The following is a 19,824-nucleotide window of genomic DNA, read 5'->3' as shown; positions in this document are numbered from 1 at the left end:
AAACCCTTGATTGGGACTAAGTCGTAACAAGGTAACCGTAGGGGAACCTGCGGTTGGATCACCTCCTTTCTAAGGATTGTTGACACCACTGATCGCCGGATGAGAGTCGAAAGACTCTCGCCAGAAGTCCGGACAGATCACATGTGCCCGCCTCACAAAAACTCATTAATCTCCAGGCTCAAGATATGAAGCCCGGTCGTCGAAAGACGACCGGGCTTTTTTTCGTTTCCCCATTGGTGTTTCAATTCACCACAGAAACGTGATTCTCGTCTCGACCTTGATGCGGAATGTCACGAGTCTCCATCCCTAATCTCGAAAGCTGGCAAGACTCTGGCCGTATGACCGGAGCTTGTGCCCTCATCAACTTCAGATATGAGAATCTTCACGCTGCCGTGGCGACGACAGACTCTGTTTCCAATTCTCCCGACGGGATTTCTTTTTTCATTCGTGTGTACATCAGATAGCCAATGAGGCCGATGCCCCAAGCGATGATGCGTTGCACCAAGCATCCGAGGATGCCCCCGGTGGCTGGCACGCCCAAGAGGGTGTACAGCCAGCCGTAGGCGGCCTCGCCGCCGCCCACGCCGCCAGGCATGGGGAAGAGAGCTTGGGCGGTCATTCCCACGGGGACGACCAGAAGGTGTTCACTAAAAGGGGCGACCTTCACGTCCGGGAAGGCCGAAACGCATAGGTAAAAGATGAACACCCATCCCAGATGTCCCACAATGGTGAGGCAGAACGCGAAGCCCAGAGCACGCAGTTTCTGGCGGTACATCACCCCCGCCCGCCAAAGTTCCGCGAGCGATCCCCCGACTTTGGAAATTCTCTCCAGCCTGTTGGCGATGCGTGTGCTCCGTTCCTCGGAAAACATACCCATCAGAACGAATATTGACCCGGAGACGATCACAATCAAGGCGATGACCCGCACGATGGTCTTCAAGGATTCGTTGTTCAAAAGGGTATCATTTCCCGTCAGCCAAAAGAGGCCGCCGCTCACGGCCACCAGCCATCCGAGCGCCCACAGGCCAAGCACGCGATCCACGACGATGGTGGCGACGGCCACGGTGCGCCGCGATTGTTCACGAGCCAGAAAAACGGCCTTGAGGATGTCCCCCCCGACAGCGCCCGGAAGAAACGCATTGAAAAAAGAACCGACCAGCCCGAGGCGGATGGCGTTCCGAACAGTGAACGGCAGATCCTGCGCACGCACAAGGACATACCAGCGGTAAAACGTGATGAGCGATGCCACCGACCACAAAGTGGCGGCCGCCAGCAAGTACCACACATTGACGGGTCGAGAGAGCAGTTCACCGATGCCGGGGGTGGATTTGTCGAGTTGAATATGAGAGTCGGCCAGGCTTCCGGCCAACAGGGTCAGGGCCTTTTCGTTATGTGTGGTTTTGCCGGGCTTTGAAGCCCAATTTTGTTGGATGACGAGCGCCAGCAGGCCGAAGCCGATCACATACAAGAAGAGATTCTTCAACAGAGACGATTTCACGCGCGCATCCAATGCGGGACCGATGGGGCAAGACCATTGTACGAATTTCCAGTCAAGGACACAGTTTCCTTGACTGGAACTCGTAACACGTCACCGGCGGAATTTGAAGCTTTGCATTCGGAACAAAAAATCATGCGAAACCGGAGGCGGGCTATTCCGTGCCGGAAGCGATCACCCGTTGCCATCGGAGCGGCACGGTGTCCCAGGCGGATTGATAGGTCGCCTCCAGCGGGATGGAGACGTAACCGTGTGGTTCGAGATATAGCGGCATCTCGGGCAGAGGGTCGCCAACAGCAATTGTTTCAATGTACGCCCGGGTAATGTCGTCGCATTCGTAGGACACCAATGTCAGCGGTTTGTCCGCAGGGAGGGCGAATGGTTTGTCGTCCACCATCGACCAGATAACGGCGTGAATGCCATTTGGATCGCGGCGACCGGGGGGAAACGGATCGAGCAACAGCAGGTGAATCTGGTGTTCGAGCAGTTCACCCGCCTTGGTCACGAGGGCGTTCAGGGCATTTTGAGTGCTTTTGTTGCCGGGCGAGATCACTTCGATCATGGCGACGATCCGGTCGCCGCTGACATGCCGGACGACGACCGAACTTTTCTTCCGTCGGTAAAAAGCGGTCGCGGTTTCAGCATAATGCGAGGTTATGGGTTTTGGCGCGGCAATCACACCTCCTGACGAGGCGCTTGCGAGGGGATCAACATCCTGAAGAGTGAGCACATCGGGACCAAATCCCGCCGCATGTTGTTCGGCCAAGGCGTAATAATCTTCCGGGAGCAAGCCGTTGTTCAGGGAACGCTTGATCTCGAAAATCCATGCATGATGAAAATCGTGATAAATACCCGCTTCGACACGGGTCCAGTCGTGCATTGGCATGGGATACCTCCGTGGGTCACGACCATTTTACCAGTTCTTGGATGAGCGACATAACCTTCCGGCGGACCATTCGCCATATGTTTTGCCGGATGCCAACCCAAGGCGAACTGGGCATCCAGCAAGTTCGTCTTGGCGGAAACAGTGTGTCGATATTCCTCACGGCCGCCGGGGTGGCCGCTGTTGGCTCGGGGTATTTGTGACCGCCGGGATGAGCGAGGAAGAAGCCGCCCGTCTGAACATCGGCCATCCGTCTTTGTGGGTGAAGTCGTGCGGGCGACCGGTTTGGGCGGGAAGTGATCCCGACCGTCGGCCGCGTTAATCATCCTTGATGGTTTTCTCAAGGATCTTGAAACTGTCAAAAAACTGCTTCGTCTCCACCTTGGCGGCCAGCGGTTTTTCCGCGACGGTCATCACCTGCCACATGACGCCGAAGGGGGTGCAGAAGATCTTTTCATGCCGGATCATGACGAGCTTTTTGTTGGTGACCTCGCCGGTGATTTCAATCCCCGGCACTCCGGCTTCCTTGATGTCTTTGATGGTCGATCCCTCCGGCGCCCTTGCCCGGAAATCCTCCAAGACATTCTTGGGGTCGAGGAACTGCTTGCCTTCCATGATTTCCGCGCGGATGACGCCGTAGGAAACTTTCTGATTATCCGTGGCCGCCATCCAGACGACCGTTCGCATACTCTTGCCGGCGGGGATTTTTCGCTCGTCCGGCAAGCCGGGGAACTTGGCCTGAAAACTGCCGCTGGCGGGTTTGAATTCCGCCCAGACCACTTCGCCGAGCCACGTGACCTTGGGAATCTCCCGAAATTTTGATTCATCCCGTTCCGCCGTGCGGGTTCCTTTTTGTTCGACCGAGATTCCAAAGTCGAACTTGAGTTTCTGATCTCCCTGAGTCCCCTCTGTCTTCCCGGTGACACTCAATTTCATTTTCTCCTCGTATTCCGTCGAGGAACCATCAATGGCGACGCGGAGGCGGTTGGTGAACTCAAGTTTGACGGGTTGGTCGAACAGCGCGCTTTTGCCAAGGCCCAGAACCGGAAACGCGCCTTTGATCTCAAACACGCCGATCTTGGATTTGTCCGCCAGGGACACTTCGATTAGCTTGGCCGAGAGCTTGGCCTTGCTGGTGTCATAGCGAACGGCGTTGGTCACTTTTCCAAATGGTTCCGGGGGGAGATCCTGTGTTTCGCCGATGCGGAAGGTGCGGCTGTTGAGCTGTGTCAGGATGGTGGTTGTCTCATCCGGCTGGCCGGGATTGTCCAGAAGTTTGTCCGAGTCGCTGTTGCGAAGGGCGCCCGATCCGGAGATACCCACTCGAAACTTGCCGTCTTTCCTCTCGTAAAGAGCGGTGCGTTTTTCGTATCCGGCGATCACCGGCTTTCCGTCCTCGGTCTTTCGTTTGGTCGTGTAATACTTGAGGTATTTGGTCGGAGTTCCGTCCTTGTCGGCTTCCAGAACTGTCTTGCGATAAGCCGCCTCGGCCGAGGTCGTTTTGATTTCCCGCACCGTTTCATCCGCCAGGGTGACACGGATGCCCCCGCCGATGTCCTTTTCTTTCTCCTCGACATCAACGGTCATCCCCGGCGAGGGATTCGCCTTGATCTTGATGAGGTGGGCCTCCTCGGCGGCGTGCAGCGGGATACCCGCGCCAAACGCGATGGCAAGACTGGCGAACAGCAGACGCATGGGGCACACCTTTCAATGAGTTGAGAAGCCGGCTCGGAGCCGGACATCGGGAGTTGTCAGAACTTGACCGATCATCCGTGCGGGAGAGGCATGGCGCGGCGGTTCGAGATGGTTAAATTTAGCATAAGCCGGACTGGCGTGATAGTTCGACTTGTTTGATGATGCCGCGTCAAACGCCAAGAGGCCGGTTCACCCAAAGGTGAACCGGCCTCTTGGCTGACGTCCGTGTGGAACGGAAGGCTGAAAATCAGTCTTCGTACACGCGGGTCGATTCTTGCTTGGTGACCGGTTCGGTCAGACCGCCAGAGGTCAGGGTGGCCTTGAAGCGGGCGTCGCCCTTGGCGACGGCGGTGACGATCACCTTGAACGAGGCGTCGGCACGCGGGGCCAGCTTCGGCAGGGTCTGGAACACCACCTCGTTGCCGATGATTTCATACTTCACCGGGCCTTGGGCGTCCTTGAACTTCATTTGCGGCGGAATCGTGCAAACGAGCTTCACGTCGTTCTCGAACTTCGAGCCGGTGTTGGTGATGCGGATTTCGTAGGCGGTGTCCGCCTTCACTTCCACGGGGTCTTCCGTGTCGAGCACTTCCATCAGCATGGCCGACAAACCTTCGACCTTGGTCGTGATGTCCTTTTCGGTCTTGATGCCGCGGGCGGCCGAGGCCATCACCTTGTGGTTGAAGTCGCCGGTGCCGACCGCCATCAGGTCGGTCTTCACTTCCTTGGTCTGGCCAGCCGGGATTTCGCCGACGAACCACTTCACGGTTCGGGTGGCGAAGTCGTGCTGGCCGCCGTTGTCGGCCGAGATGAACTTGAAGCCGGCCGGGATCATTTCCGTGACCACGACATTGACTGCCGGGGCGTCGCCGGGGTTCGTCACTTTGAAGGCATAAGTCGCCTTGCGATCCAGATAGCGGAGCTTCGGCCCGGTCGCTTCCAAGTCGAGGCGGGGCTGGATGATGCTCAGGTTCACGGAGTCGAGGGCCTTCAGGCCGGCGTCGCCTTCCACATAGGCTTCGCACTTTTGGGCGCCGGAGACTTTGGCCACGCATGGGATGGTCACCGTGCGGGTTTCACCGGCGCCGAGGATGCCGATGTCGAACGAGGCTTTGTTGCCACGGGCGCTTTCGAGACCTTCGCCGAGGGAGACGGCCACCTTGACGGTTTCCGCCTGGAAGTCACCGGGATTGCTCACGGTCAGGACCACGTTGGCCGCGTCGCCCACGAGCACCTTTTCCGGGGCTTGGGCCTTGATGAGCAGCTTGGGTTCGCGGACTTGGATACGCATCGCGGCCGAGCCGGTGAACGTCACCCAAGCCTGACAGTTGATGTCGCCCTTGCCCGGCGGCACCATCCGGATTTTCAGTTGCTTTTCCTGCCGGGAAAGCAGGGTGCCCATTTCCCACAGCAGCACGCCCTCGGCCCCGTCGGCCTTGGGTTCGGTGGAGCCGATCTTGACCGTGGAAGGCACGCGAACCTGAACCACGACCTTCTGAACGGGAATGGCGCAGGTGTTCCGCACCATCAGCGTGTACTCGGCCGGGGTGCCGACCTTCAGCGCCGTCGGCCCGAGCCATTCCAGGCTGACGGACGGTTCTTGCTTGGACATCGACGGTTGATTGGAGATGTTCCCGGTGCCGCTGATGTTGAGCGGGGTTTCTTCCTTGACGGCCGCCGTCGGCTTGATGTCAGAACCGAAGGTATCCTTAACGACGGGCGGCTTGATGTCCGTCGTGATGGGTTCTTTGATGACCGGCGGCTTGGCGGTGTCCGGCAGCATCTTCACCGGAGGGGCCTTGGTGTCCGGTGCCTTCATGTCCGGCAATTTCATGTCCGGCAGCTTGAGGTCCGTCGGGCCGAGGGGTTCCAGCACGCGCACCGGCGGTTCGGCCGGGGCTTTGGGAACCTTGATGTCCGGGACGGGATCGCTCACCTTGACCGGCGGCGTCAACTCGTCTTTGAACGGATCATTTGGGAGCGGCTTCGGCATTGGCGGCGCGGGCTTGTTGCCCAACAAGCCGGGTGGCGGCGTGATGTCCGGCACTTCGGCGAAGCGATCGCCCGGCGCCACGACCGGCGCGGGTTGGGCGGTTCCCAGCGAGGCCCAACCGGCGAGGCCGCCACCGACCGCCAACAGCCCCGCGATCAAATACAGTTTTCGCATTCTGCGATTCCCCCTTATGTTCCGGGACATGCGACAGACTGATTCCCCAATCAGCCCCCTCGCCAACGAAGCCTCCGTTGTCGGACGCTCCCTTCCCCAGGAAGATCATGTGTCCGGCGCGTCTACCCGAAAGGTGGTTCAACCGTCAAGAGGAGATGCTGATGATTTCTCAACGGCCAAGCAGCCAAAGCCGTCAACGGGGACTGCGAAGTTTGAGGGCGTGGGGCATCGGCGAAATGGGGCCGGTCAAATCAACCAGAGAAAAGAGGAAGGTTCGGAATAATAGGAAGACCCATCAGCAATTATTGATAAGTTTTTGTGTTTGAAAAGAGAGTTCATCAGTCAGTGCTGAACGAAACAACGCATATACGACAACATCATGCCGGTCATTGCCAAACGCCCGGCTTTCGCTAGGTTTTGGGCCGTACCTCGAACATGCTTTTGGCACGAAAGAAGCAAACATCAAATTCCAAGAAGAAGTTGACCTGTCCCAAGATGACTGAAACCGCATCTGTCCGAGCCCAACCCCATGCCAATCGCACTGGTGGAAAGCTTCCGATCTCCGCAAACGTGACGATCACTCGTGCCTCGACCGCAGCCAAGTTCCCGGACAATTCGATGGTGCGAGTTTCCTTGTCCCAGTCAAAACCCAACTGCACCCCCAAGGAATAGGGCAGCACGTTGATCGCAGCACCAGTGTCCGCCAAGCCGCTGGTCACTATCTTTTGGCTGCCAATGAGCGTCAGTGGCAACATGGGGGCCAAACTGGCGTTTCCGAGAGATGGATCTCGCGGAACATAATGAAAGGATTGGGCGGGAAGAGTCATGACTGGCTTTTTTCCTCGTCCAACGCTTGCAGGAGAGCCGCCGCCGCCGTGAAAGCCTTGTCCGGGGACCAGACAGGGTAGGACTTGCCTGATTCAATGAGATTGTCTTCGTCTTGTTCTAGTTGGTGAGCCAATAGTTGAATGAGCCGAATCTTGTCAAAGCGAGACAAGGCACGAACGTCAGGCAATACTTCTGTCAACGTCATGGCTTCATCCACTTGGGAATCAAAGCGATTCACGTCTATTCTACGATTTGGATTTTGATGATTGGTTGGAAAGACAGGAGCTTTTTCGCCGGATGGAGCAGGGTAAAGTTGGTTTGGTGAAATCAGCCCGTTCACCCAAAGCCGCTTTAGAATTCCCTGAAAAGACAAAACGGACGGCCGACGGAGATGAATCCGAGGGTCGTCCGCTGTGGTTCCACAAGAATCAAGAACTCAGTTCACGATGGCCAGAATGTCGTCTTCGGTCATGATGAGGTATTCCTTGCCATCGACGGTGATCTCGCTGCCGGCGTAGGAGGTGAAGAGGACGGTGTCCCCCTTCTTCACTTGGAAGGCCGAGCGCTTGCCGCTGTCGAGGGCCTTGCCTTCGCCCAGTTCCAGCACCTTGCCCTGCTTCGGCTTTTCTTGGGCCGAATCCGGCAGCACGATACCGCCGAGGGTCTTGGTTTCGGCTTCGAGCCGTTCCACCAGAATCTTGTCGTTAAGCGGGAGCACTTTCATCGAATCACATCTCCTAAATCAGGTTTCTGCAAAGGTTCATCCGCGGGAACAGGGCCGTACACTCGAATCAACGCCCGCACCACGGTGTTCTTGACGACATTGGCGTTCACCGGCTTGGGCACCACGCTGAAGAAGTGGGCCTCGAAGGCCCGCCTCATTACTTCCAGAGTGGCATCGGCCGTGATCAGAATGGCCGGAAGCAACGCATTGATCTGACGGACGAGTTGGAGCGTTTCCAACCCCGACAATTTGGGCATTTGCAGGTCGAGCAGGGCCAGATGGATCGGCTCAGACTGCACAATGGCCAGCGCCTCGTCGCCATCGGCGGCAAGCACGGGCCGAAAGCCCTGATTCTCGACGATTTCCTGAAGGGCTTCCCTGACCCCCCGGTCGTCGTCAGTGATTAAAATCGAGTATCGTCGAGTTTCCGTCATGCCACGCCCGCCTCATCCGGCCGATCCTTTCATGCCAGGCATCCATCGTGGGAGTGCGGTTTCTGCCTTGGAGAACATCCAAATGCAAATCTCGCGCCCAAAATATCGCCCGCCGCCGGAAGATCATCCTAACCCGTGGTTTTTGAACAACATACGCAGAACCCGTATTGTGGCAATTCCCCCAAGATGACGCAAGACCGATTTAGGCGACTGCCGGAGTGACAGCCGTTTGAGACAGGGATGAGGGATGAGGGATGAAAGGAAAACCAAGAACCAAAACCGGCTGGTTTTCCTTTCATCCCTCATCCCTCATCCCTCATCCCTGTCTTCCAATGGGCCGGTTGTGTGGTCTTTTCGGGTTTTCATCAAAGTCCGAGGTCGTCGTGATCCGAAGATTAAGCTAACGGTAGGGATTTTATGGCCGGTGGTGGGTGTGAACCCCGTCGGCGACCAACCAGGGCGCAATTGTCCGGAGTAGGTACGCATGAAACGAACTGCGGCGGCGTTCATGTTGCTCGCCGGTCTCGGCGGCTGCATGACAACCGATAAGAGACCAGTCCCCAATGAGTTCGGCAAGGCCACCAAGCCTCAAGAACTTCCCACGCTTGTCGGGCCGCATGGCGAACCGGTTGCGCCGGTCGCGTATCGCGGCAGCGGAAGCGAAATGGGGAACATCATGCGGGCCGACTACCGTGAAGGTAGCAAGGGCGGCGTGATGCAAGCCTCGGCCGGAGGCCCGCAAGACATGGGCTTCGTCGGCAAGAAGGCCCAAGAAGGCTGGGTGGCCACCGGGTCCGACGGCGTGCCGGCTTACTATCCCGGTCGCGGCATCCTTCCGGTTCCCGCGATGGGGCCGTTCGGAGCGGTGGCGGCCGTCGGCGCCTTGCCCGGCGGGGCGATGGCCCCGATCAACGCCCGCACCTCGGTGCGGTTCAGCGATCCGGCCAACATGAGCATCTCTTGGTACGGGGCGGGCGGGTTGAACGACAACGCCCTGGTGACCCCGGCCCGGTACAACTTCCCGCAAGGCGGGATCTACCGGCTGAAGCTCTCGAACGTGAAGGGCAACCCCGGCACGGATTTCTATCCGACGCTGGAAGTGCTGCCGGCTTCTCCGAAGACGGCGACGTATCTGGCCCACAGTTCGGTTCCCCTCTCCTTCACGGAAGAGGACTTCGCCGAAGTGGTGGCCGGGAACTTCTTGGTGAAGGTGATCTATCTGCCTGATCCGCAGTATCAGGACATCGCGGCGGTCGCGGGACCGGCCGAGGTGATCTCCACGCGGCTCGAACCCGGCGTTAACCCGATTGAGGAAGCCCGGCGCCGCGGGGAAATCCTGCTGATCGTGCGGTTGGGCAACATCGACCTCGAAGCCAAGGGCACGCCCGCCTTGGATGCCCCGAACCCCTTTGCCGGCGGCATGGGTGGTCCGATGATGCGGCCCGGCCCCGGTCCCGGCGGTCTTCCTCCGGGGTTGATGCCCGGTGGCGGCCCGACGATCATGCCGACCATCCCGGCCCCGAAGCCCGGCACGCCGGACAAATTGCCGAACTGACGTGAGAAGGTTCTAAGCTTTCCACACACCCCGGTTCGGTCGGTCGTTGCCTCACCGGCTTTATGAGGTGACGCATTGGTCGGCCAAACCGGGGTTTCTTTGTTTTGATCCGGTTCCCTGCGGGAGTTGTCATGAACATCAGCCTCCTGGCCCTTGCCCTCACCGTGGCCCAACCCGGCCCCAATGTGGGAGTCCCGCCGGTGCCCGTTTACCCGCCCGCTCCCTTCCTCTTTGTGAAGGTGAACGGTCCGAAGGGAACCGATGTCACTTACCATCCGGCGACGCCGCAGGCCGTCACGACTTCGGACCCGGTGGGCCTGAAGCCGGGTTATCCCTATCGGCTGCAACTTTCCAACATCCCGGATCACAAGGATGTGGCGTTTTATCCCTCGATTGAAGTTCGCGGGATTCTGTCGCACCGGCCGGGTTTCTATCCGGTGAAACATCCGGTGCCGATCATCTTCACCGAGCAAGACATCCAAAAGGTGTCCGAAGGGAAAATGATCACCAAGATCTATTACTTGGAAAGCCCGGACAAAGCGCTTCCGGTTCCGAGCGACCCAAATGAACCGTTGGAATTCCTCGCCGAGTCGGAAGCGGAGGCGATCAAGGAAGCCCGCGAGCGCGGCCGGCCGATGTTGATTGTCCGCCTCGGGGAACGCCCGTTCACCAAAAATGAACTGGCCCGTGAAAACGTTCCCGCGACGATCTACTTCCCGGCCTTGCAGAACAACCCGACTCCCCCCATCCCGCCGATGTTTGCATTTACGCTGGTGCAGCCGTTCGATCCAATCCTCGGGCCGAAGGGATGCGACGCCGAGTGTCTGCACGATGGCGGGGATTCCGGTGCCCGCATGGGTGTCGGCCCGGATGGCAAACTTCGCGGGTTGGACCCGTCGGACACGGCCATGCAATACACCACGCCTCGCGGCAGCAAGGTCAGCCCGTCGAATCGCGTGTCGTTGTGCGTGCCGCGATTCGTCGCCGCCCGGATCGAAACCGGCACTGCCGGGCATCATATGGTGCAAAACCCGGAGCAGGGAATCTCCATCCGGCCCGTCGCCGGGCTGGGGGGACGAACTATTGTGACGCAGGCCGCCAACTTGGAACAGGTGGGCGCCGTCAAAGCCGATCAGCGGGCCAGCGGCATGGAGTCGAAAATCGGGCCGGGGATTCTCGATCAGTGGTCCGGGGCGCCGAAGGGCTTGGCTAATGTGCAAGGAACGCTGGTGGCCGCCCAAATCACGGGGCCGGATGAGATTTCCTCCGTGCCCAGCCATCAGTTCATGATCGCCAAGTCGGTTGATCCGGCAAACGCTGATCGTATCGGCCAAGAAGTGACTTTTTACCTGCGGTTCTCGAATCCGACGAACGAAGTGATGACCAACGTGATCATCAACGACAGCCTGACCGCCCGGCTGGAGTATGTGGAGGGTTCCGCGAAATCGTCCCGCCCGTCAACGTTTACGAACCAAGGCAACGAGGCCGGGTCTTCGCTCTTGAAATGGGTTCTGGACGGCAAATTGCTGCCCGGTGAATTCGGCGTGATCTCGTTCAAGGCCAAAATCAAATAACAAAGGCGTCCGGCAACCGGCTTTCGATGGTCAGTCGTTCGTCCCGAAACGGATGGGTGATGGTCAATCGCCGGGCCAGCAAGGCAATCAACCGATCACGGGGTAACTCGGCGGCCGGTCCAAATGGCCGGTCACTGCCGTAAAGTTCGTCCCCCAAGATGGGAAACCCGCGACTGGCCGATTGGATGCGCAACTGGTGCATCCGGCCGGTTCGCGGCTTCAATTCCAAGAGCGTTTCCGTCTCCCGCCGACACAGCACACGAAACCCGGTGATGGCTTCCTTCGCCCCCGGTTCCCCGGCGGGCACAACCCCGGCCTTGGCCGTCTCGGCGATTTTGCGGAGATGGTCCCGCCACTCGCCCGCTTCCTCCGGGAAATTCCCGGCCACCCAAGCCCAATAGACCTTTTCGACGGTGTGCTGTTGAAACTGCTCCGCAACCCGCTGGGCCGCCTTGGTGTTCCGGCAAAACAGCACCACCCCGGCGACGGGCCGGTCCAACCGGTGCGGGATGCCGAGATAAACGCCCGCCGGTTTGGCGTATTTGACCTTGATGTATTCCTTGACCATCGCCTCCATCGACGGCACCTGCGGCGGCGCCTGTGTGAGAACCCCCGTCGGTTTGTGGACCGCGATCAGGTGATGATCTTCAAAAAGGACGTCGATAGTTGAAGCAGATTCGGACATCATGTGGAGGTTATAGGAAGGCGGCCGCCGATATTGGGCCGATGTTTCTGTCACACATCCCGAACTTGCCGGTACGAGTCCATGAAGGCCGACACCAACCTCATGCTGGAGATGATTCGATGAACTCCCGATTGCTCGCCGCCGGTTTGCTTGCGACGGCCCTGACCGCCCCCGTGAAGGCTGCTCCCCAGACGCTGGTGATGGAGAAGGTGACCGTCCGCGATCCGATGGTCAATGACATGGTCGCGGGAACGCTGCTCAAGCCCAAGGGCTGGAAGTTCGACGGCGGGATGAAGTGGTATCCCGATGCGTGGCATCAGGTTTGTTTCGAGGGCAAAGTCACCGACCCGGACAGCCTCACCCAGCTTGAATTCCTCCCGTGGTGTGCTTGCGTCTGGTTCACGAAGCCCGTGTTTCCGTTGCAACCGATGACCAACTACATGGGGAGCGTGGTGCTGAAGCCGATGGCCCCATCGGAAGTCATCGAGAAAATCACCATTCCCGACAGCCGCAAGGGGTTGAATGTTCGTGTGGTGGGCCATCACGACATGCCGGAAATCGCCAAGTTCTTCGCCAAAATTGCCGGGACCAACGTGAAGGCCACGCGGAGCCGGATTGAATACACCGTTGGCCGCCAGACGGTGCATGAGGATATCTATCTGATCCTCTCCTATAGTTCGTTCGACATCGGCGGCGGGAACATTTCCACCATCTGGGGACCGGTTGTCCCGCCGTTCGCCATCCGGGCCGCCAAGGAAGATTTGGATGCCGTGACGCCCGCGATGCTCGCCAGCGTTCATTCCGGCTGGCTCAACCCGAAGTGGGCCGACGAGGTGGGTTATGTGAAATCCCTGTTCATGAAGCGGATGCGGCTCGGCATCGAAGACGCCGGGAAACTCAGCAAGCAAATCAGCGCCAACAACGATTACATCATCGGCCTGATGCGGGAAGCCCGAGCCGCCAAGAACGCCTCGGAAGACCGGGTGTTCGGCAACTTCAGCGACTACATCCGCGGCGTGCAACCCTACGCCGCCCCCGGAGGCGGGAGCGTGCAACTTCCCTCTGGCTATGGCAACGCCTGGGCCGGATCGGACGGCACTTACCTGTTGAGCAACGAACCGAACTTCGACCCCAACAAAACCGGCCGGATCACTTGGACCGCCATCAAGCCGGTGGATCGATAAGCATCAACTAACGGCCAATATCACGACGAACAGGAGCCTCATCGCATCGACGATGAGGCTCCTGTTCGTGATGTCATGCTGTTTCGGAACTTCGCAACGCCTTCCACAACCGTTCTTTTGCATCTGGCGATTCCGGCCCGCCGGTGAGATGGGCGGGGCCGTGTCGTGTGCCGTCCGGCATCCAGAAACAGAGATGGCCCTGATAGATCAGAATGATTGCTAGCAAGCTTTTTCTCGTCAGCGAGACTTGGCCAAACACATCGAGGCGGGCTTCAAGATCGCCGGCTTTGCTCGTGACGCGAAAACGTCCGCTACTGTCATGATTTTGATGTTCATTTGATGGCTGGCCGGGGCTGCCCGTGGTCATTCGCAAAATCTCAAGGGTGGGGCCATACCAATCCAGCCGGTGCATCTCTTTGCCGATCTCGATGTCCAGATTTCTCGAAGAAAGGCGAATATTCGCGTTGGTGTGGCAGTGCCCCAAGGGCGTTTTGAACGTCTCCGTTTTTCCAAGTAATTGATGAACGACCACTTCGCTTGTTTCAGTTTTCAAGGCGAACTGCAAGCCATCATGTGACAAGACCGCCTGCTCCATCCACGGGAATTTGAACGGCAATTCCTTAATGATCCGGCCGCTTTGAATGTCGAACAACCGCCAGATATTTTCTTGGTTGCGGTAGCCTTTGATCGAACTGGCGACGGCCATCGTGTCCCCGGCCACCAACACTCGCTGGATACCGGCGCCGCGATAGGCCGGTTTGCCATCGACCAGAGGCGTCTCATGATGGATTCCCTTGTCCGGCTTCGGCCGGAAAGCCAGTTCGCCAGTGTCCGGGTTATAGACAAGCCAAACGCCGGGCTGGATCGTGGCGTTTGGGTCGTAAAGGCTGATTGGCAGGGAGGTCATCGGCTGCCTGGCCTGCGTGAATTGATCGAAGGCGGATTTGGCCCGCGAGATCAAATCCATTTCGTTGGCGGGATTCGGATACTTGGCCCCGTTTCCAACATCGAGCGCTTGAGTCTTGTGCTGTTTCGTCACGACGCAATCAAGATCCGGAAAAGCACTCAGCATCAATGGCTGATTGTCGGAGGCAAACAGCCGATGCCTGGTGACCTGCCGGGTTGACAGTCGATAATGGAACACATACGTGTGCGAAGAATACGGGCCGCCGATCACGAAGCCATCTTGAAGGCCGACGACGGCCAGTTTTTCCGTGAACGGTCTATAGTGGCATCCCCGAGGAAGCATTTCCACTTCCTTCATGGCGAGGTTGAACAGATAAACGAACCCATGCTTCGCGACCAGCAGGAGGTACTCGCCCGAGGAATCGAAACTCAAGTTTTCGATGCCATGAATTGGCCCGATTCGGAACGGATAGGGGATTGGTTCCCCGTCGCCAGTCCAAGGCTCTTTGGCGGTCGTTTTCGGCAGGGGCGGGATTGTCTTTTCAGGATCGGGCGCCGGGAATTGCAACCGCAGTCGCTTGATGGCGACCACTCCGCCAGGGCGTACTTCGGCCAGTTCCACGTCGGCGTCTTCGGTGATGGTGAGGGCAAAAAGCCGGTGATTTGGGGGCAGAGTTTTCGGCAATTGCAGCAGGATGGGTTCGGTTAGCGTTGCCGGGTGCGTCAGCAAAACGATGTCGCGGGCGGGAACCTCCGCCAGCCTGATCTCTTCGGCCAGCGCGACCCCCGGATGGGGCGTGAGATCGCTGGCCTCCAGCAAGTTCCCGAAGCGGATAACATCCCCCTCCGGCGGGGCGAAGCGTTCGCCGGGCGCCGACGTGAAGCGCACATGCAGCGGCATCTGTCGTTTGTCGGACATTTTTCCAAAGGCCAGCAGAGAGGCCGCGAGCATTTGCCGCACGACTCCCCACGTTCGCACTCCCTGATCGAGCACAAGCGAGAGAGTTTCCCGCTCCCGTTCGTGCGGGTCTTCCTTGCGGAAGTACAGCAACTCTTGCTCGGCAAATCGCCGCACAAAATCATCCGGGTCCAGGGCGAATTGGCTGGGCAACAGCCGATCCGGGCGGCCGCGATTGGTCACGTCCGCATAGCCGCCGACGGGGAGTTTTTGGGATTGTTGCCGGCGCGGCGGCAGCGATAACGCCGCCACCAGTTGCCGGACCATTGGCACGCTTCCCCGTAACCGGGCGCGATCCTTCACCGCTTCATCCAGAAACTCCAACAGACCCGGCGGCTTGAGTTCCACGACCTCGACGATCTGCTCGACCGGGGCTTCTGTCGGCGGGGAGCCATGCCGGAAAGCGTGCCGGATTTCGTCGTCCGTCAGCGAGTTGAAAACCAAGGCCATTCGATGCCACACCCCCGACGCCGGTTGGGCGGGAGTTTCCGGATTGCCCGGACCCTTCGGATGGAGCAACCCGACATCGTTGGAATGCAGCAGGAAATGAGCGAGCCCCTGGCCTCGTCCGGGGGGAAGATTAATTGCCTGGCGAATTTTGTAACCACAATGCTTGCCGAAAAAGACGCCCGCATTCCGGGCCGGTGAGTTTTGTTGCCGAAAGGCAATGGCCAATTGACGAAAGCGTTCCCGTTCCGGGATGTGTGTCGGAGGATTTAACCCCAGCATGTGCCAGCATTCGATCATGTGTCCGAAATGCAACACCGGGGCGACGGAGGCAAAACCCTCGATAAAGTCCGCGAGTTGCTTGGTGAAAATGAAAGTCTGGCCGTTGCTTTCTTCCAACCCCTCGCCGTATTTCGTCCACAACAAGCCACCGGCGGGACCGAAGCCATCCGGCAGGGAGAAGTATTCCGCAAAAGGGCGAATCGAAGGGTGCATGAGGGTGATAATCAAAAACTTGGAGAAGACGGAGGATCAACCATCTTCTCGCGTCATGTTACTTATCCGGCATTGGCACACCCTTGAGGGTGAACGGCATCTCCACGGAGACGACTCGGCGTCCCTTCGCGGTGAGGCCGACGCCTTCCCACTTCTCTGGCTTGTCAAAGATGATTTCCAACTCGTACCGGGTCGAATCTTCGGTGGCTTCAATGTTCGTCGCCATCACGGATTCGGCCTTTTGAAGTTCGCCGCTCGGCATCATCAGGTAGAAATCCGGCACCTCGCCTCCCGGCGAGGTGGCATATGCACCCCGCTGAATCCGCAGAAACGGCCGGTTGCGCCCCTTGAAAGGGACTTGAAAGTTCAGGAAGTTTTGCGTCGTCGAATCCAACTCCATCGTCAGCCGGACGACGGCCTTGCTGGTCAATCGGGTGGTGGCTCCCTTGAAGCTAATCCGCAATCCCTCTCCGGCGGTGAACTGCCGATCACTGACTTCCTTCACGCGATCAATCGAAAAGAGCGTGTCCTTCGGGGCGACGACTCGGGCCGTCAGGATGCCGGAAAGTTCCTCCAGTTCCCGGATCTTCAAGCCGCCTGATTTGATGGTGACCGGCGCCAACCCCGCCGAGGCGTTTGGCACGGTCACCGGGCCGTCATCGATCATCATTCTTTGTTGCGGAACGGCGATGCCGCCGGCAATCATTAGTTCATTTTGGGGATCAACGCCCGACCCGTGGGTGGTCCGGGTGATCTCCAGCGTGCGTCCGTCGACAGCCTTCGCCTTGCGAATGTCGATGCCGACGATTTCATTGATCGCCAGGCCGGGTTGGGCGTCCACTTGCAGTTGAATCTTGACATCACCCGTGGCCGGGTCCGGTTTGTTGCCCGGATGCGTTGCCGGAACGGCCTTCACTCGGATGGCATGCCCGCTGAAACTTGGCAACGGTTGTGATGCTTGAGCCAGTCGAGGATTGTTGATGACAGGTATTCCCGAGCTTGACTCCATCACGATGTTGCCCGGCCCGTTGATGATGACCTGCCGGCGACGGATGAGGCCTTCTCGTTCCTCGATGGCTCTCGGCGAAGCCGAGGATGTAAAATCCTCGCCCAACCCGGTTGCCTTCAGGTAGGCTTCGATGGCTTCCCAATACGGCAAATCCCCCGTGTCCAGCGTGATCTTCTTGTTCATGTCCACGCCGGGCTTGTCCGAAAACGCAAGATTTAACTTGGCGAGCTTGTTCACATCGACGAGTGTTTGCGAAAGCGGCTTGTCCTTGAATTGAATTCGGAGTTTGGTGGCGGCGAGGAGTTTCTGCGAACGGGCGGCCAACTCAATCTTGGCGATGATTGCCTCGGCCCGCTGCCGTGTTTCCTCGTCATCCGAATTCAGCACGGCCCGCAGAGAGGGGAGGGCGCGCTCACCCAACTCGATCAATTGCCGGGCGGCTTTTTCACGTTCCGCATACCTGGGATGGGCCAGTTGCCGCACAACCACATCGAACGACTCGGCCGCCGGGGCCAAGCCCGTCATGGCCAGGGCAAATCCCATTGTCAGCAACCGAAGACTGATGAATCGCATGTGTTCACCCGAATGGTGATGTGAGATGTCGAATGATATCGTAACCGTCCAATGTCCCGATGGTCAACGACATAGTTTCACGGAATCATAACGGTTACCCGTTTTGAACAGCGTCAAATCAACGCCTGAAAGACGTTCCGGGCGATGATTCCCAACGGCCGGTCATCCGGGCCGCGCGTGAGGATCACCGTCCGCGATTCGCTGCCGGTGAGTTTCCAAAGCCGACGAAGCTCATCCACATTGACGGCCGACCCGCGTTTGGTGATCGTCACCGGGCCAACATTTCGGCGTTTGAGCGCCAGTCCCAAGTTCTTGGCGTGGAAGGGGATGACTTCATCAATGGCATAGGCGCACGCCCAAGGCGTCGGGCGGTGTTCGCGGGTGGTGAGATAAGCGATCCCCGGATGGATCGGGCTGGCCCCGATTTCGTCCGCAAGGTTGGTGACCAACCCGGCCCGGATGATCGCCGGGTCGGGATCGTAAAGGAACCCCTGTGGCGGGACCGGTTCCCGTTGGGGATTTGGGTTGTCGGCCGCCATCGCATGCCCCGAAGGAAGCATGGTGGCCCGTCGGCGAAGTGTCTTCAACGGCCCAAACCAAAGGACACATTCCTTGAGTTCCCCGGCCACGGAGATGAACTCTGCCTCCGCGTCAAACGCCTCGATTTCCGAATGCGGCACGCCAGGCGCGATCTTGATGCCAACCGAAAAACCAGTCGAAAATCCCTGCAAAACACGGGCAATTGGCGGCTGATACTTGGCCAGAGAGACATGCCGTTCGCCATCGGCCCGCCGGTCGGGATCGAAGAAAACTCCGCGGATGTTGGGATCTCGAAACTCGGCCACATCATGCCGGATCAGCTCGGCGGCATGGAGCCGTTCATAAGCCCGCAGGTTTTCGCGGGCCATCGCCAGGCGAAGTTCATCAAGATCGACGCCGATCACTTGGTGCGATTCCGCAAGCCCGATCAGATCGCCGCCAAGCCCGCAACAGAGATCGGCCACCAATTCACCATTGCCAAATCGCTTCGCACGATGACGGGAAATCGCTTCGCCTGACGATTGCTCCAACCCCTCTCGGGTGAAGTACATGGATTCCGCACGGGAAAATTTGCCGCCGGCCTTTCGTCGGAGCATGACCGTCTCCAATCCCGCTTTCACCAAGTCGGAGGGATGGGCTTTGGCAAACCGCTGATGAATCCGCAGGAAATCGGCTTCCTTGGGTTGAAGGAGGGCGAGTTCGGCCAGCAGAGACTGCCCCTTTGGCGACAAAAGTTGCTCGAAAGTCGCCGGGGTCATGGTTAATTCCGGTCGCAAGAGTGTAGGCGTCGAGGCATGATAGCGAACCCGCTGATGCCAATGGCCCGGCGCTTTTGGTCGGATTGCGGAAGATTTTTTGACCGGGTCACCGGGGAACATAAGTCCTTGTTCAACAACGAGAACCGAATTGATGAGATCAACCCGTCTGACGATTGCAAGAAAAAAGCGGATGAAAAAATCTTGTCGCGCGAACCTCACGCCGATAGCATTCTCCATCAGCCACAGGGTCTGTGTGCGACATCAATGGTGACATCGTCAATAATGACGATCAATCAGCGAGACGTTGAATGATTTTCGATCACATGATTCAAATTACGAGGTAGCTCTTCCCGACCATCACCGTCGCGAGGAGCCAAGCCGACAACGGTTTGGCTTTTTTGTTTGATGGTGGTTGATGAAAGAAACTCGGAGTCAAGTGATTGGTGGTCGAATTGGTCTTGTGTCGCGCGTATAGCTCAGTTGGCTAGAGCGCAGCTCTGATAAAGCTGAGGTCCCTGGTTCGAATCCAGGTACGCGCACTGATCTTTGAAACAATTAATCGACTCATCCTTGGGGATGTAGCTCAGCTGGGAGAGCGCTAGCTTTGCAAGCTAGATGTCAGGGGTTCGATCCCCCTCATCTCCATCCGTTGGTTGAAATGGTGAAGCTGACGCGAAGGTGTGGTGAAAATAAAATCTCACCACCCTGTTGACACCAAAAGGGATGAGTCGTAAAGTATTCCTCGCGGAGATGTAAATGTAAGTGTGATAAACACTTATGTCAAATCTCTGCCGATGAAAAGCCGGGCTGAAACGCTCGGCAACACCAAGGTAGAAATGCCTTGGCGAGCCGGTAAAAGAGTCGAAAGACGACCGGCGATCTTTGACAATTCGGTATGGGTATAAGTTGCATCC

16 protein-coding genes and 2 tRNA genes are annotated in these 19,824 nt (G+C 58.3%); 6 read left to right on the top strand and 12 right to left on the bottom strand.

The window, feature by feature from the left end:
• Nucleotides 1–382: 382 nt before the first annotated feature.
• Both BGIM_RS0125270 and BGIM_RS0125265 read right to left on the bottom strand, forming a co-directional pair.
• The gene (locus tag BGIM_RS0125270) at nucleotides 383–1,498 is read right to left on the bottom strand and encodes a lysylphosphatidylglycerol synthase transmembrane domain-containing protein (RefSeq protein WP_157369414.1); all 1,116 of its coding nucleotides are present in this window, start codon (nucleotides 1,496–1,498) and stop codon (nucleotides 383–385) included.
• Nucleotides 1,499–1,649: 151 nt separating this feature from the next.
• Nucleotides 1,650–2,381, bottom strand: a complete 732-nt coding sequence (locus BGIM_RS0125265; protein ID WP_020472494.1) for a DUF4058 family protein — start codon at nucleotides 2,379–2,381, stop codon at nucleotides 1,650–1,652.
• A 41-nt stretch (nucleotides 2,382–2,422) separates the two neighbouring features.
• Here BGIM_RS0125265 and BGIM_RS63285 point away from each other — a divergent pair, with 41 nt between their 5' ends.
• Nucleotides 2,423–2,581 carry a hypothetical protein gene (locus tag BGIM_RS63285; RefSeq protein WP_157369413.1) on the top strand — a complete coding sequence of 53 codons (159 nt, stop codon included), beginning with the start codon at nucleotides 2,423–2,425 and terminating at the stop codon, nucleotides 2,579–2,581.
• A 115-nt stretch (nucleotides 2,582–2,696) separates the two neighbouring features.
• Here the strand turns inward: BGIM_RS63285 and BGIM_RS0125250 are convergent, their stop codons facing one another.
• From BGIM_RS0125250 to BGIM_RS0125220, 6 genes are all read right to left on the bottom strand, one after another.
• Nucleotides 2,697–4,073, bottom strand: a complete 1,377-nt coding sequence (locus tag BGIM_RS0125250; RefSeq protein ID WP_020472493.1) for a hypothetical protein — start codon at nucleotides 4,071–4,073, stop codon at nucleotides 2,697–2,699.
• A gap of 247 nt (nucleotides 4,074–4,320) precedes the next feature.
• The gene (locus BGIM_RS0125245; protein WP_020472492.1) at nucleotides 4,321–6,240 is read right to left on the bottom strand and encodes a CARDB domain-containing protein; all 1,920 of its coding nucleotides are present in this window, start codon (nucleotides 6,238–6,240) and stop codon (nucleotides 4,321–4,323) included.
• Nucleotides 6,241–6,650: 410 nt separating this feature from the next.
• Nucleotides 6,651–7,067 (bottom strand): hypothetical protein, encoded by a 417-nt coding sequence (locus tag BGIM_RS0125235; protein WP_020472491.1) that lies wholly within the window; start codon nucleotides 7,065–7,067, stop codon nucleotides 6,651–6,653.
• A complete protein-coding gene (locus BGIM_RS66550; protein ID WP_202947309.1) occupies nucleotides 7,064–7,408 on the bottom strand; it encodes a hypothetical protein in 345 nt (114 codons plus the stop codon). The genes BGIM_RS0125235 and BGIM_RS66550 overlap by 4 nt, the downstream gene beginning before the upstream one ends.
• Before the next feature lie 96 nt (nucleotides 7,409–7,504).
• Nucleotides 7,505–7,792: a co-chaperone GroES gene (locus BGIM_RS0125225; RefSeq protein WP_020472489.1), complete on the bottom strand. Its 288-nt coding sequence runs from the start codon at nucleotides 7,790–7,792 to the stop codon at nucleotides 7,505–7,507.
• The gene (locus BGIM_RS0125220; protein WP_020472488.1) at nucleotides 7,789–8,226 is read right to left on the bottom strand and encodes a response regulator; all 438 of its coding nucleotides are present in this window, start codon (nucleotides 8,224–8,226) and stop codon (nucleotides 7,789–7,791) included. The genes BGIM_RS0125225 and BGIM_RS0125220 overlap by 4 nt, the downstream gene beginning before the upstream one ends.
• A gap of 484 nt (nucleotides 8,227–8,710) precedes the next feature.
• Here BGIM_RS0125220 and BGIM_RS58230 point away from each other — a divergent pair, with 484 nt between their 5' ends.
• Together BGIM_RS58230 and BGIM_RS0125210 are read left to right on the top strand one after the other, a co-directional pair.
• Nucleotides 8,711–9,781 carry a hypothetical protein gene (locus BGIM_RS58230; RefSeq protein WP_052639995.1) on the top strand — a complete coding sequence of 357 codons (1,071 nt, stop codon included), beginning with the start codon at nucleotides 8,711–8,713 and terminating at the stop codon, nucleotides 9,779–9,781.
• Nucleotides 9,782–9,912: 131 nt separating this feature from the next.
• The gene (locus BGIM_RS0125210; protein ID WP_029630488.1) at nucleotides 9,913–11,355 is read left to right on the top strand and encodes a DUF11 domain-containing protein; all 1,443 of its coding nucleotides are present in this window, start codon (nucleotides 9,913–9,915) and stop codon (nucleotides 11,353–11,355) included.
• On the opposite strand, the gene BGIM_RS0125205 is transcribed toward BGIM_RS0125210, so the two are convergent.
• Nucleotides 11,348–12,094 carry an RluA family pseudouridine synthase gene (locus tag BGIM_RS0125205; RefSeq protein WP_238537717.1) on the bottom strand — a complete coding sequence of 249 codons (747 nt, stop codon included), beginning with the start codon at nucleotides 12,092–12,094 and terminating at the stop codon, nucleotides 11,348–11,350. The two genes, BGIM_RS0125210 and BGIM_RS0125205, sit on opposite strands and share 8 nt — an antisense overlap.
• A 65-nt stretch (nucleotides 12,095–12,159) precedes the next feature.
• On the opposite strand from BGIM_RS0125205, the gene BGIM_RS0125200 reads away from it, so the two are divergent.
• The gene (locus tag BGIM_RS0125200; protein ID WP_020472486.1) at nucleotides 12,160–13,224 is read left to right on the top strand and encodes a hypothetical protein; all 1,065 of its coding nucleotides are present in this window, start codon (nucleotides 12,160–12,162) and stop codon (nucleotides 13,222–13,224) included.
• Nucleotides 13,225–13,297: 73 nt separating this feature from the next.
• On the opposite strand, the gene BGIM_RS0125195 is transcribed toward BGIM_RS0125200, so the two are convergent.
• From BGIM_RS0125195 to BGIM_RS52305, 3 genes are all read right to left on the bottom strand, one after another.
• Nucleotides 13,298–16,030, bottom strand: coding sequence for a hypothetical protein (locus BGIM_RS0125195; protein WP_020472485.1), 2,733 nt, complete (start codon nucleotides 16,028–16,030; stop codon nucleotides 13,298–13,300).
• A gap of 58 nt (nucleotides 16,031–16,088) precedes the next feature.
• Nucleotides 16,089–17,612: a HEAT repeat domain-containing protein gene (locus BGIM_RS0125190; protein ID WP_020472484.1), complete on the bottom strand. Its 1,524-nt coding sequence runs from the start codon at nucleotides 17,610–17,612 to the stop codon at nucleotides 16,089–16,091.
• A gap of 113 nt (nucleotides 17,613–17,725) precedes the next feature.
• Nucleotides 17,726–18,910, bottom strand: a complete 1,185-nt coding sequence (locus tag BGIM_RS52305) for a class I SAM-dependent methyltransferase (RefSeq protein ID WP_020472483.1) — start codon at nucleotides 18,908–18,910, stop codon at nucleotides 17,726–17,728.
• 465 nt (nucleotides 18,911–19,375) lie between these two features.
• Here BGIM_RS52305 and BGIM_RS0125175 point away from each other — a divergent pair.
• Together BGIM_RS0125175 and BGIM_RS0125170 are read left to right on the top strand one after the other, a co-directional pair.
• A tRNA-Ile gene (locus BGIM_RS0125175) sits at nucleotides 19,376–19,449 on the top strand.
• A gap of 33 nt (nucleotides 19,450–19,482) precedes the next feature.
• Nucleotides 19,483–19,555 (top strand) — tRNA-Ala (locus tag BGIM_RS0125170).
• The last annotated feature ends 269 nt before the right edge of the window (nucleotides 19,556–19,824 follow it).

This window comes from Zavarzinella formosa DSM 19928, assembly GCF_000255705.1.
Classification (GTDB): domain Bacteria; phylum Planctomycetota; class Planctomycetia; order Gemmatales; family Gemmataceae; genus Zavarzinella; species Zavarzinella formosa.
The sequence above is the reverse complement of the archived record's forward strand: the minus strand, read 5'-3'. Positions and strand labels throughout refer to the sequence as shown.

Bases quoted from the DNA above. Each gene is read 5' to 3' on its own strand.
- BGIM_RS0125225 (WP_020472489.1), bottom strand. From the start codon at position 7,792: ATGAAAGTGCTCCCGCTTAACGACAAGATTCTGGTGGAACGGCTCGAA.
- BGIM_RS0125220 (WP_020472488.1), bottom strand. From the start codon at position 8,226: ATGACGGAAACTCGACGATACTCGATTTTAATCACTGACGACGACCGG.
- BGIM_RS58230 (WP_052639995.1), top strand. From the start codon at position 8,711: ATGAAACGAACTGCGGCGGCGTTCATGTTGCTCGCCGGTCTCGGCGGC.
- BGIM_RS0125265 (WP_020472494.1), bottom strand. From the start codon at position 2,381: ATGCCAATGCACGACTGGACCCGTGTCGAAGCGGGTATTTATCACGAT.
- BGIM_RS0125250 (WP_020472493.1), bottom strand. From the start codon at position 4,073: ATGCGTCTGCTGTTCGCCAGTCTTGCCATCGCGTTTGGCGCGGGTATC.
- BGIM_RS52305 (WP_020472483.1), bottom strand. From the start codon at position 18,910: ATGACCCCGGCGACTTTCGAGCAACTTTTGTCGCCAAAGGGGCAGTCT.
- BGIM_RS63285 (WP_157369413.1), top strand. From the start codon at position 2,423: ATGAGCGACATAACCTTCCGGCGGACCATTCGCCATATGTTTTGCCGG.
- BGIM_RS0125190 (WP_020472484.1), bottom strand. From the start codon at position 17,612: ATGCGATTCATCAGTCTTCGGTTGCTGACAATGGGATTTGCCCTGGCC.
- BGIM_RS0125245 (WP_020472492.1), bottom strand. From the start codon at position 6,240: ATGCGAAAACTGTATTTGATCGCGGGGCTGTTGGCGGTCGGTGGCGGC.
- BGIM_RS0125195 (WP_020472485.1), bottom strand. From the start codon at position 16,030: ATGCACCCTTCGATTCGCCCTTTTGCGGAATACTTCTCCCTGCCGGAT.
- BGIM_RS0125235 (WP_020472491.1), bottom strand. From the start codon at position 7,067: ATGACTCTTCCCGCCCAATCCTTTCATTATGTTCCGCGAGATCCATCT.
- BGIM_RS0125200 (WP_020472486.1), top strand. From the start codon at position 12,160: ATGAACTCCCGATTGCTCGCCGCCGGTTTGCTTGCGACGGCCCTGACC.
- BGIM_RS0125210 (WP_029630488.1), top strand. From the start codon at position 9,913: ATGAACATCAGCCTCCTGGCCCTTGCCCTCACCGTGGCCCAACCCGGC.